This is a genomic window from Streptomyces otsuchiensis, assembly GCF_004305975.1.
GTDB classification, from domain to species: domain Bacteria; phylum Actinomycetota; class Actinomycetes; order Streptomycetales; family Streptomycetaceae; genus Streptomyces; species Streptomyces otsuchiensis.
This window is the reverse complement of the sequence record NZ_BHZI01000195.1, coordinates 1-11,395: the sequence shown is the minus strand read 5'-3', so window position 1 is coordinate 11,395 and position 11,395 is coordinate 1. Positions and strand designations below refer to the sequence as shown.

Genomic DNA, 11,395 nt, shown 5'->3' with positions numbered 1-11,395 from the left:
GGGCCGCCCGCCCACCCCGCGGCGCGGGAGAGCGCGCACCGCTCCGCGCTGCGCGGACGCCGCCGGCGCCGCCTCTACCAGTGGCTGTTCGTCGCGCCGGCGCTGGTGTACATGCTCGCCTTCTTCGGCTATCCGCTCGTCAACAACGTGGTGATGAGCTTCCAGGAGTACACACCCACCACCTACTTCACCGGTGAGGCTCCCTTCACCGGGCTGGACAACTGGCGGGCGGTGCTCGGCGACGGCCTCTTCACGGACGCGCTGTGGCAGACCCTGCTGTTCACCGCCGGCTCGCTGCTCGGCCAGTTCACCATCGGCCTGGCGCTCGCGGTCTTCTTCTCCCGCCGGTTCCGGCTCTCCGGCCCCATCCGCTCGATCCTGCTGCTGCCGTGGCTGGTGCCGATGGTCGTCTCGGCGGTCGTCTGGCGGCGCATCATGGACGAGGACCACGGCGTCCTCAACAGCTTCCTGTCCACCCTCGGGATATCCGACGGCGTCCCCTGGCTCTCCAGCCCGAGCGTGGCGCTGCTCTCGGCGGTGCTGGTCAACATCTGGATCGGCATCCCGTTCAACATGGTGATCCTCTACGGCGGGCTTCAGGAGATCCCGCGGGAGCTGTACGAGGCGGCGGCGCTGGACGGCGCCGGGCCGTGGCGGACGTTCCGCAGCGTCACCCTGCCGATGCTGCGCCCGGTGATCACGGTGGTGCTGGTCCTGGGGTTCATGTCGACGGTGAAGGTCCTCGACCTGATCCTGGCGCTGACCGGCGGCGGCCCGGCCGACTCCACCCAGACGCTGGGCACTCTCACCTACCAACTGTCCTTCCTGCAGCTCGACTTCGGCCAGGGCGCCGTCGTCGGCAACGTCCTCATCCTGATCAGCGCCGTCTTCGCGGTGCTGTACCTGCGGGTCAACCGCGCCGACCTCGGCAAGGGGAAGTGATCAGCCGTGCAGACCACAGGCACCCGGTCCCGGGCCCGCTCCCTGGGCACCAGCGCCCTCGCGCTGGCGATCCTCGCGCTGATGCTCTTCCCCGTCTACTGGATGGTCTCCACCGCCCTCCAGCCGGACTCCGCCGTCGCCGCCGCGCGTCTCGTCCCCACCTCGCCGGACTTCGGCAACTTCGCCCGGGCGCTGGAGACCCAGGGCGGATCGCTGCTCACCAGCATCGTGGTCTCGCTGGGCGCGGTGGCCGTCTGCCTCACCCTGGCGGCACCCGCGGCCTACGGGCTGGCCCAGTTCGGGCTGCGCGGCGGCCGCGCCATCGTCTTCGGCACGCTCATCACCCAGATGGTGCCGGCGATCGTGGTGGCCAACGCCCTCTACAGCGCGTACGCGGAGCTGAACCTCGTCAACTCCTACCTGGGGCTGATCCTGGCGGACGCCTCTCTGGGGCTGCCGTTCGCGATCGTGCTGCTGCGCGCGTTCATGGTCTCCATCCCCACCGAGGTCGTGGAGGCGGCCATGGTCGACGGAGCCAACCGACTCACCGCCTTCGTCCGGATCGTCCTGCCGATGAGCCGCAACGCGCTGATCACTGCGGGGCTGTTCGCCTTCCTCTTCGCCTGGGCCGACTTCGTCTTCGCCCTGACCCTCAACACGACCGACGACATCAGACCGGTGACACTCGGCATCTACCAGTTCATCGGAGCCCATGTCAGCGACTGGGGCGCGGTGATGGCCACCGCCGTCCTCTCCGCGATCCCGGCGGCGGTACTGCTGGTGGCCGCGCAGAAGTACATCGCGGCGGGCATCACCGGCGGCTCCGTCAAGTGACCGGCCGCGCCGCACGGCCGGCTCCCCGCCGGCGGGCAACCCGGCCCACCCACCCCACCATCCCCACCACGAAGGAGCGTCCGACCGGATGACGACCCCCGAACGGGACACCGCGAGCCCGCAGTCCCCGATCCCGGAGAACTCCGCGGATCACGCGCCCGACGGCCTGCCCCGCTTCCCGCCCGGCTTCTTCTTCGGTGCCGCCACCGCCAGTTACCAGATCGAGGGCGCCCACGACGCCGACGGCCGCGGCCCCTCCATCTGGGACACCTACTGCCGCACCCCCGGCAAGGTCGCGGACGGGGCGACCGGCGACGTGGCCTGCGACCACTACCACCGCTACCGCGAGGACGTGGCGCTGCTGCGCGACCTCGGCGCCGACAGCTACCGCTTCTCGATCGCCTGGCCGCGCGTGCGACCGGGCGGCAGCGGTCCGGTGAACGCGGCCGGGCTGGACTTCTACGACCGGCTCGTCGACGAGCTGCTGGCCGCCGGGGTCGCCCCCGCCGCCACGCTGTACCACTGGGACCTGCCGCAGGAGCTGGAGGACGCCGGCGGGTGGCGCGTGCGCTCGACCGCCGAGCGGTTCGCCGAGTACACGGCGCTGGTCGCCGACCGGCTCGGCGACCGGGTGCACCGGTGGATGACGCTCAACGAACCGTTCTGCACCGCGTTCGTCGGCTACGCCGTCGGCCGGCACGCCCCGGGGGCCCGGGAGGGCACCGGCGCGCTGTCCGCCGCCCACCACCTGCTGGTCGCCCACGGCCTGGCCACCCGGGTGCTCCGCGAGGCCGGCGCCCGCGAGGTCGGGATCGCCCTCAACCCCGACCACCTGGTCCCCGCCACCGGCTCCCCCGAGGACGCGGCCGCGGTCCGCCGCGCGCGGGTCCTGCACAACGACGTCTGGCTGGAGCCCCTGCTGGCCGGCCGCTACCCCGAGCACGAGCGGGAGACCTGGGGGCCGCTGCTGGACGGGGTCCCCCGTCTCGACGGCGACCTCGAACTGATCGGCGCGCCACTGGACTTCGTCGGCGTCAACTTCTACCGGCCGATCACTGTCTCCGCCGCCGCGCACCGCGAGAGCGACCCGGCCCGCCGCACCGCCGTGGACATCGGCGCCGAGGAGGGCTGGCGCACCGACGTCCGGCGCACCACCATGGGCTGGCCGGTGGCGCCGGAGACCCTCACCGAACTGCTGACCGGGCTCCGGGAGCGCTATCCGCGGCTGCCGCCGGTGGTGATCACCGAGAACGGCTCCGCCGAGGCGGACACCGTCGCCGAGGACGGCACGGTCCACGACACCGACCGGGTGGAGTACCTGCGCGGCCATCTGACCGCGCTGGCCGCGGCGGTCGACGCCGGGGTGGACGTCCGCGGCTACTACGTCTGGTCCCTGCTGGACAACTTCGAGTGGGCCTTCGGCTACGAGCGGCGGTTCGGCGTCGTGCGCGTCGACTACGACACGCTGGAACGCACCCCCAAGGACAGCTACCACTGGTACCGGAGCCTGATCGCCGACCACCGCGCCGGCACCGGCCCGGCCGCCACCGGCATCACCGACGAGGAGTTCCGAGCGTGAAGTTCACCGACGGCTACTGGCTGACCCGCGAGGGTGTGAAAACCTCCTACGCCACCGAGATCGCCGACGCCCGGGCCGCCGACGGCCGGCTCACCCTCCACGCGGCGGTACGCCGGGTGGAGCGGCGCGGCCACACCCTCAACGCACCGCTGATCACGGTGGAGTGCTGGTCCCCGGCGGAGGGCGTCATCGGGGTGCGCTCCACCCATCACGCGGGACGGGCCCCGCGCGGACCGGAGTTCGCGCTGCACACCGACTCCGCCCACCGGGGCGCCGCCACCCTGGAGGAGGGCGTCGCCGAGCTGGACGCCGGGTCGCTCTCGCTCCGGGTGGACACCGGCGCGCCGTGGCGGCTCTCCTTCCGCGCCGACGGCCGCGAACTGGTCTCGGCCGGCCCGCGCGGCACCGGGTTCGCGGTGACCGGCGACGGCCACCACCACTCCGTCGCACAACTCTCCCTCGGCGTGGGCGAACTGGTCTACGGACTCGGGGAACGGTTCACCCCGTTCACCAAGAACGGCCAGACCGTGGACATCTGGCAGGCCGACGGCGGCACGGCCAGCGAACAGGCGTACAAGAACGTGCCGTTCCACCTCACCAACCGGGGCTACGGCGTCTTCGTCAACCACCCCGGGAAGGTCTCCTACGAGGTCGGCTCGGAGGCGGTGGGCCGCGTCCAGTTCAGCGTCGAGGACCAGTCGGTCGAGTACTACGTGATCCACGGCCCCACCCCCAAGGAGATCCTGGACCGCTACACCGCCCTGACGGGGCGGCCCGCCCTGCCGCCCGCCTGGTCGTTCGGTCTGTGGCTGTCCACCTCCTTCACCACCGACTACGACGAGGCGACCGTCAACCGCTTCGTCTCCGGCATGGCCGAGCGCGACATCCCGCTGGAGGTCTTCCACTTCGACTGCTTCTGGATGCGCGAGTACCAGTGGTGCGACTTCACCTGGGACCCCGCGGTCTTCCCCGACCCGGACGGCATGCTGCGGCGCCTGAAGGAACGCGGGCTGCGGATCTCGGTGTGGATCAACCCCTACATCGCGCAGAAGTCACCGCTGTTCGCCGAGGCGCGCGACCAGGGCTACCTGCTGCGCGACACGGCCGGAGACGTGTGGCAGTGGGACATGTGGCAGGCCGGCATGGGCCTGGTCGACTTCACCAACCCGGACGCCCGCCGCTGGTACGCGGACAAGCTGCGCGTCCTCGCCGGGCAGGGCGTCGACTGCTTCAAGACCGACTTCGGCGAGCGGGTGCCGACCGACGTGGTCTGGCACGACGGCTCCGACCCGGAGCGCATGCACAACTACTACACCCAGCTCTACAACGAGACCGTCTTCGCCGTCATGAACGAGGTCAACGGCGAGGGCCAGGGCGTGCTGTTCGCCCGCTCGGCGACCGCCGGCGGGCAGCAGTTCCCGGTCCACTGGGGCGGAGACTGCGAGTCCACCTTCGACGCGATGGCGGAGTCACTGCGCGGCGGGCTCTCGCTGGGGCTGTCGGGATTCGGCTTCTGGAGCCACGACATCGGCGGTTTCGAGGGCACTCCCGCCCCGGAGGTGTTCAAGCGCTGGACCCAGTTCGGACTGCTCTCCTCGCACAGCAGGCTCCACGGCAGCAGCTCCTACCGGGTGCCGTGGGACTACGACGACGAGGCCGTCGCCGTGATGCGTGACTTCACCCGGCTCAAGCTGAGGCTGATGCCCTACCTGTACCGGGCGGCGCTCCAGGCGTCGGGCCGCGGCACCCCGGTGATGCGTGCCATGGTGCTGGAGTTCCCCGAGGACCCCGGATGCCACGGTCTGGACCGGCAGTTCATGCTCGGCGACGACCTGCTCGTCGCTCCGGTGTTCGACGCCGAGGGCCGGGTCGAGTACTACCTTCCCGAGGGGACCTGGACCCATCTGCTGACCGGTGAGCAGCTCACCGGACCGGGGTGGCGCTCCGAGCGGCACGGATTCGACACCCTGCCGTTGCTGGCCCGGCCCGGCTCGGTGGTCCCTTTCGGGGCCGGCGAGGAGCACGCCGGCTACGACTGGGCACACGGGGTGACGCTCCGGGTGCACGCCCCGGAGGACGGCGCGGAGACCGTCACGGAGATCCCGGCCGCGGACGGCTCGATCGCCGCCGTGTTCCGCACTCGCCGCGAGGGCACCGCCGTGACGGTGACCACGGAGACCGACGCCGCGGTGGTCGGCGGCTGGTCCGTCGCGCTCGCCGGTCCGGGCGGATACGCGGAGCCGGTCCGGGTCGCCGGCGGCGAGGCCGCCGTGACGGTGCGTCCGGCCGGCTGACCCCGCCCCGGCACGACGACGGCGGTGGCGCTCCCCCTTGGCGGAGTGCCACCGCCGTCGTGTCGTTCCGCGCGCCGCGGCACCGCCGGACCGCGACCGGTCAGGAGCCCCCGGCGACCCGCCCGGCCCCGGATGTCTCCGGTGTCTCCGGTGTCTCCGGTGTGCGGAGCATGCACCAGGTCTTCGGTCCCCCGCCGGGCAGCTCCACCTCGGCGGTGACCTCGAAGCCAAGTCGCCGGTAGAAGCGCACGTTCCGCTCCGCGGAGGTCTCCAGGAACGCCGGCAGCCCGGCCTCGCGAGCGGCGCGCAGTCCCGGCAGCAGCACCGAGGTGCCCAGGCCGCGCCCGTGGACGGCCGGGCGGACGCCGACCGTGGCGAGGAACCAGGTGGGGCGCGTCGGCCGGTGGGGTTCCATCGCCTCCTCGGCCGCCGCGAACGCGGCGGCGCGGTCTCCCACCAGCTCGCTCAGCAGCGGCGCCGCGGCGGCGAATCCGGGCGAGGGGTCCGCCTCGGGGGTGGTCCAGACGGCGACGGCGTCCCCGCCTCCGGCGACCCAGACCCGCCCGTACCGCATGCCGACGTCCTCCAGGAAGATCCGCTGGAGTCCGCGGACCCTCTCCTGATGCCGGTCCGCCGCGACGACGTGCCGGGTGAGCGGGTAGTCGGCGAAGGCCCGGGCGAGGGTCTCCACCGCCGCCGGTACGTCGGCCTGCGTGGCCTCGACTGCCGTGGACGGTTCCGTTGTCGACATGGGTTTCCTCAGCGCTGTTGGACGTGTGCGCGGCGCAGCGTAGGCGGCGGCCGGGCCGCGCCGCCACCCGGTTTCCCGACGGCGGCCGCCGGGAGCGGGCCACGTCGAGGGCCGGCCGGCGGGGTCCTCCACGCGTGCGCCGCGCAACCGCACGGGCCGGGCGCGCTGCGATTGCAGAGCCGCTGAGAACCGGCGGGTCCGGTTCACCCGAATGAGCTATTTGACTGATGAGCCCCTCGCAGCGGGGGGACCAGGGTGACGGAAGGGGCCGGCGACGCCCGAGAAGCGCCGGAGTCACCGACCGGACGGCACCGTTCCGGTGTCCTGATTCGATCAGTTGCTTATCAACTGTGATCGGCCGGGTCCGGAGCGTCGCCGGGCGGACCGGCGCGGCGCGCCCAACTCACGTCAAGCCCCCTCCGTTTGCACAGGATCGGTGGGTCTGGAAGGCCACCCGCACCCGGCGTTACGGTTTCGCCCCCGGAGCGCCTCGGGGCCGTCGGCCGCAGCCCGGTCCGGCCCCGTCCCCCACAGCAAAGGAAGCGGAGCACCATGATCCGACGCATGGGCCGACCCTCCCGGGCCCTTCCCCCCACCGCCGGCCGGCGGACGGACACCGGTCCGTCGACGGACACCGGCCGGCCGGCCGGCGCTCTCCACGCCGTCGCCACCGCTGGAGGATTTCGGACGTTGTCCTGGCCGCCGAGCCGCCCGGACACACCGGCCGACGGTGGTTTCGTCCCGCACGTGGGGACGGGCGTCCGGGCCCGCACCGGAAAGAGGTGATGCATGTGCCCCGGACACTGACCGCTCTGTCCTTCTCCGCGTTCTGCGGCTACCGGCGCGGCGCCTACCTCGACTACGCGACCCTGCGACTGGGCTCGGCCGGCGCGGGCCGGGCGGTGGTGGAGGCCACCTTCGCCCAACTCGCCCGCGAGTGGGGCGGAGTGCTGAGCAGCGAGAGTCCGGCCGCCATGGCATGGGGGTTCCTCAAGGCCCGCACCGCCTCCGCGGCCCGATCGGGTCGCCACGGCGCGCAGCTCACGACCCGCGCACGCCTCCCGGCGCACCACGCCGACGCGCTGTCGTTGGTGCACGCCCTCAACCTCTCGGTGGACGAGGCGGCCGACCTGATCGGCATTCCGCGCACCCGGCTCCTGGCGGATCTACGTGCGGCGGAACGCGCGCTGTGAAGTCCGGCGCATACCAACGGCATATTCCAGCCGTAGCGCGAAGGGGCGCACTACCCATTCGCGCGCCGGCGCACGCCGGCCGCCACCCGTGATTCCACCCCTGGCTGAATCCCGCCGTTCCGGCTGACAACCTTCCTTGGTACCGCTGGCCGGGTGATCGAATGCGCCTCTAACATGAGTCACCCGCCTGGCGGATGGCGCCTTCGGGGACGGACGCTCCGCGCCCTCGGATCGCGCGGCCGGCCGGATATCACAGGGAGATTCACATTACTGTCGACGTCAGCAAACCAAGTGTCGCGCGCATGTACGATTGGCTGCTCGGTGGGAAGGACAACTTCCACTCGGACCGGGAAGCGTGCGACGAACTGCTCAGGCTCGCGCCCAGCACCCGGGAACTCGCGGTCATCAACCGTCTGTACCTCAAGCGGGTCGTGCACTGGCTGGCGACGAACGGCATCCGGCAGTTCCTGGACCACGGCTCAGGCCTGCCGACCCAGGACAACGTGCACCAGGTCGCGCAGCGGGTCGACGAGGACTGCAGCGTCGTCTACGTCGACATCGACCCGGTGGTGCTGGCGCACGGCCGCGCGGCGCTGGACGAGAACGACCGCACCGCGGTGATCCAGGCGGACTTCCGCGACACCGAGGGCATCTTCGCCCACCCCGACACCCAGCGGCTGATCGACCTCGACGAGCCGGTCGCCGCGCTCTTCGTCAGCGTGCTGCACTGCATCCCCGACAGTGACGACCCCTGGGGTCTGGTGCGCCGGGTCGCCGAGCGGCTGCCCTCCGGCAGCTACCTGGTGATCTGCCAGCTGGCCAGCGACGACGAGAAGACCCGCGAGTCGGTCACCGAGTTCATGCGCGAGACGACCGGCGGCACCTGGGGCCGGGTGCGCTCCTTCGCGGAGGTCGACAGCTACTTCGACGGCCTGGAGCTGGTGGACCCGCCCGTCGACGTCTCGCTGTGGCGCCCGGACAGCGACCTCTCGCCCCGGCAGGCCACCCAGGAGTGGGTCGAGTACGGCTCACTCGCCCGCAAGCCGTGACCGTGGGCGGCCGGTTGGGCCGCCCACACCGGACCACCACGCGCTGACGCACGGAGGGCGCCGCTCCCGGTACCGGGAGCGGCGCCCTCCGTGCGTGCGGCACCCCTCCCGGGTGCGGCACCCGCCGCCGGGCGGGCCGGCGGCCGGCTCAGTCGCGGGTGGTGTCGATCGCCTCCTGCAGCCGCTTCAGCGTGGCGTCCCGGTTGAGAGCAGCGTCGGCCATGTGCAGGAAGGTCTGGCGGTACGCCTCGACCTCCCGCGGCGAGCTGAGGTACCGGGCACCGTGCAACTGCTCCAGGTACACCATCTCCTCGGGCCCGCCGGGCGGGAACTTGAGGTAGGTGACACCCGCGTTCGGAGCGGTGCTGCCGGCCGCGGCGGTGAACGGGATGACGCGGATGTTGATGCCCCGGGCGGTGTCCGCGAGGTTCTGTAGGTGTCGCAACTGGCCCCGCATCACGGTGGCTCCACCGATCGGGCGCATGAGCACGCCCTCGTCGATCAGCGCGACCATCCGCGGCGCGTCGGCCGTCTGGAGCAGCCGCTGCCGCTCCAGGCGGAGTTCGACACGCCTCTCGATGTGGAACGTCGAGGGGTCGGGGAAGGCGAGCGAGACGACCGACCGGGCGTAGTCGGAGGTCTGGAGGAGACCCGGCACGTACTGCATCTCGTAGTTGCGGATCTCGACGGCCGCGGCCTCCATGCCGATCAGCCGTTCCAGCCACCCCGGCATCACGTCGCTGAACTGGTGATACCAGGCACGGTCGCCCGACTGCTTCAACAGCCCGGCGATCGCGTCGCGTTCCTCGGCGTCGGTGATCCCGTAGAACTCCAGGAGGTCGAGCACGTCCTTTCTCTTGGCCGGGCTCTCTCCGCGCTCCAGCCGCGACACCTTGGCGGCCGACGCCTTGATGACCGGCGCCACCTCCTTCAGCAGGTAGCCGTGGTCGGTGCGGAGCCGCCGCAGGTAGGTGCCGAGCACCTTTCCCGCGGCGACCGGTCCACCGGCGTCCTGTTCAGCTCGTACGAGGTCGAGCGGTACTACCTTGCGGTCCTGACGGTCCGAACGGTCCACCTGGAGCTCCTTCGACTGCGGACTTCGCGGTCGTCAGTATCTCCGGATGCGGCCCGGTGGGGGCGCCCCTGTTGGAGCGCCGGAGAGTTTCAGCCACTCACAAAGCCGAAGTCGCCGCGGCGGGCGCCCTCGACGAAGGCGGCGACCTCCGCCCGGGTGTAGATGAGCGCAGGCCCTTCCGGGTGCCGGGAATTGCGTACCGCGAAGTCGCCGTCGGCGAGCTGTGCGATTTCAACGCAGTTGCCCTCGGGGTTGCTCGCGCTGCTCTTGATCCAGCGAGCGCCCTCGATCTGCGTGGACGGAATTCCGTTGACGACCGACTGCATACAAAGCTCCCTAACACTGTGACCTGCGGATATCCGTTCCGGTGGGTTTCCTGCACCCCTGGGCGGGAATGCGGGGAGCCCTCCGGAAGGGACCGGCTCCCCTCCCGTGCGATTGCATGGGAGGCGACTCGCAGAAGATACTTGCCAGTGTCGGCCCACATGATGCGTCGCGCGTGCCGGTTCTTTTCCATCGGCCCCGGCGCGCGCCGGAGCGCACCGCGCGAGCGTCGCCGACAGGTGCACGACAACGGGGCGAATCTGTCCGAAGCGGCACCGTCACGCCCCGCGACCGCCCTACGGGCTCCGCGAACGACGCGTTCCGGCCCGGCCGAGCGCGCGGCAGGGGGCGCGCACACGCCCGGCGGGAGACCGATGGGCGCACCTCATCACCCGGACGGCGGCACGGGACGCGCGCGGAACTCCACGCGCGCCACGTGTCATCCACGCCGGAACGGTTACCCGGGAGCGATGAACGGTGAGAACCAGGACCCCGACCCCCGTGACACCGCCGCCCTCGACACCGGCGGAGCCACCCTCCCCGGCGACACCCCGCCGGCCGAGGGCAGCATGTCCTCCTCCGGCCCGTCCGAGGCCGGCAACCCCCATCGCGGCTGGGCCGGCGGGCCGTTGAGCGCCCTGCTGGTGGTGGTCGCCCTCGTGGTGGGCTTCTTCGTCTGCTACGCCGTCTGGATCATTGCCACCGGCGGGCCCGGCTGAGTCCGCCGGCGTGGCCGCGACCCGTCGGTCGCGGCCACCGTGCCGTGCGCGCGATGCCGGCGCGTTCGGTCAGGGCACCGGGTGCGGCCCCGGACCGGGGTCCGGTTCGGGTCCGGGCGGCGCCGGCGTGGGTCCGGGGTGCGGCGGCCCGGGGTCGGGCTCCGGGCCGGGCCCCGGAGTCGGGGCTGGACGCGGCGGGCCGGGGTCGGGCTCCGGACCGGGCCCGGGAGCCGGCCCCGGGCGGGGCGGACCGGGGTCCGGCTCCGGCGTGGGCTCGGGCTGCGGAACCGGCCCGTCCGGCGGGGGTGTCGGTACGGTCATCGGATACCTGCCTCTCGGGCGGGGAAAGCCGGCGAGCGGCTTCGTACGGACCACCCGGGTGCCCCCTGGCCGGGGTTCTAATCAGCGGGCGGCGCCGCCTGCGCAGGACGGGTGGCCCGAACCTTGTCATGGTGGAGGAGGAGCCACCGCGCGGCCGGACCCGGCGCGACGCGGCGGTCCCGCGGTCCGATGCCGGACGGCGCGGTGGGCAACCGCCCCGGCCGGCGCCGCCCGTCTGCTCCGGGAGCCGCCCGATGAACACCGCGCATCCTTTTCGCGGGCCCGCCGACCGCGCCCGCCGCCACCCCCACGAC

General features: G+C 72.4%; 10 protein-coding genes. 7 read left to right on the top strand and 3 right to left on the bottom strand.

From position 1 onward, the window contains the following. Nucleotides 1-48: 48 nt before the first annotated feature. The 4 genes from E0D90_RS18135 to yicI all read left to right on the top strand — a co-directional run bounded on the left by E0D90_RS18135 (nucleotide 49) and on the right by yicI (nucleotide 5,649). On the top strand, nucleotides 49-942 hold the full coding sequence (locus tag E0D90_RS18135; RefSeq protein ID WP_227870302.1) for a carbohydrate ABC transporter permease: 894 nt from the start codon (nucleotides 49-51) through the stop codon (nucleotides 940-942). Nucleotides 943-1,023: 81 nt separating this feature from the next. Then, nucleotides 1,024-1,776 carry a carbohydrate ABC transporter permease gene (locus tag E0D90_RS18130; protein ID WP_103502087.1) on the top strand — a complete coding sequence of 251 codons (753 nt, stop codon included), beginning with the start codon at nucleotides 1,024-1,026 and terminating at the stop codon, nucleotides 1,774-1,776. An 88-nt stretch (nucleotides 1,777-1,864) separates the two neighbouring features. Next, complete coding sequence (locus E0D90_RS18125) at nucleotides 1,865-3,355, top strand: GH1 family beta-glucosidase (RefSeq protein WP_130799263.1); 1,491 nt, start codon at nucleotides 1,865-1,867, stop codon at nucleotides 3,353-3,355. After that, entirely contained in the window at nucleotides 3,352-5,649 is a 2,298-nt protein-coding gene (gene yicI / locus E0D90_RS18120) for an alpha-xylosidase (RefSeq protein WP_130799262.1), read from the top strand. The genes E0D90_RS18125 and yicI overlap by 4 nt, the downstream gene beginning before the upstream one ends. 100 nt (nucleotides 5,650-5,749) lie before the next feature. On the opposite strand, the gene E0D90_RS18115 is transcribed toward yicI, so the two are convergent. Next, nucleotides 5,750-6,400, bottom strand: coding sequence for a GNAT family N-acetyltransferase (locus E0D90_RS18115; RefSeq protein ID WP_130799261.1), 651 nt, complete (start codon nucleotides 6,398-6,400; stop codon nucleotides 5,750-5,752). Between the two features lie 791 nt (nucleotides 6,401-7,191). On the opposite strand from E0D90_RS18115, the gene E0D90_RS18110 reads away from it, so the two are divergent. Further along, the gene (locus tag E0D90_RS18110) at nucleotides 7,192-7,593 is read left to right on the top strand and encodes a hypothetical protein (protein ID WP_130799260.1); all 402 of its coding nucleotides are present in this window, start codon (nucleotides 7,192-7,194) and stop codon (nucleotides 7,591-7,593) included. 260 nt (nucleotides 7,594-7,853) lie between these two features. Further along, on the top strand, nucleotides 7,854-8,642 hold the full coding sequence (locus E0D90_RS18105; protein ID WP_265415962.1) for an SAM-dependent methyltransferase: 789 nt from the start codon (nucleotides 7,854-7,856) through the stop codon (nucleotides 8,640-8,642). 148 nt (nucleotides 8,643-8,790) lie between these two features. On the opposite strand, the gene E0D90_RS18100 is transcribed toward E0D90_RS18105, so the two are convergent. Next, the gene (locus E0D90_RS18100) at nucleotides 8,791-9,717 is read right to left on the bottom strand and encodes a helix-turn-helix domain-containing protein (RefSeq protein ID WP_103502077.1); all 927 of its coding nucleotides are present in this window, start codon (nucleotides 9,715-9,717) and stop codon (nucleotides 8,791-8,793) included. A gap of 89 nt (nucleotides 9,718-9,806) precedes the next feature. Continuing rightward, on the bottom strand, nucleotides 9,807-10,043 hold the full coding sequence (locus E0D90_RS18095) for a DUF397 domain-containing protein (protein WP_130799259.1): 237 nt from the start codon (nucleotides 10,041-10,043) through the stop codon (nucleotides 9,807-9,809). A gap of 468 nt (nucleotides 10,044-10,511) precedes the next feature. Between E0D90_RS18095 and E0D90_RS18090 the strand changes: the two genes are divergently transcribed. Next, nucleotides 10,512-10,760 (top strand): DUF6480 family protein, encoded by a 249-nt coding sequence (locus E0D90_RS18090; RefSeq protein WP_103502075.1) that lies wholly within the window; start codon nucleotides 10,512-10,514, stop codon nucleotides 10,758-10,760. The last annotated feature ends 635 nt before the right edge of the window (nucleotides 10,761-11,395 follow it).

What these genes read in the sequence shown, in the direction of transcription:
- E0D90_RS18130 (WP_103502087.1), top strand. Translation starts at nt 1,024, where the DNA reads ATGCTCTTCCCCGTCTACTGGATGGTCTCCACCGCCCTCCAGCCGGAC.
- E0D90_RS18125 (WP_130799263.1), top strand. Translation starts at nt 1,865, where the DNA reads ATGACGACCCCCGAACGGGACACCGCGAGCCCGCAGTCCCCGATCCCG.
- E0D90_RS18115 (WP_130799261.1), bottom strand. Translation starts at nt 6,400, where the DNA reads ATGTCGACAACGGAACCGTCCACGGCAGTCGAGGCCACGCAGGCCGAC.
- E0D90_RS18095 (WP_130799259.1), bottom strand. Translation starts at nt 10,043, where the DNA reads ATGCAGTCGGTCGTCAACGGAATTCCGTCCACGCAGATCGAGGGCGCT.
- E0D90_RS18090 (WP_103502075.1), top strand. Translation starts at nt 10,512, where the DNA reads ATGAACGGTGAGAACCAGGACCCCGACCCCCGTGACACCGCCGCCCTC.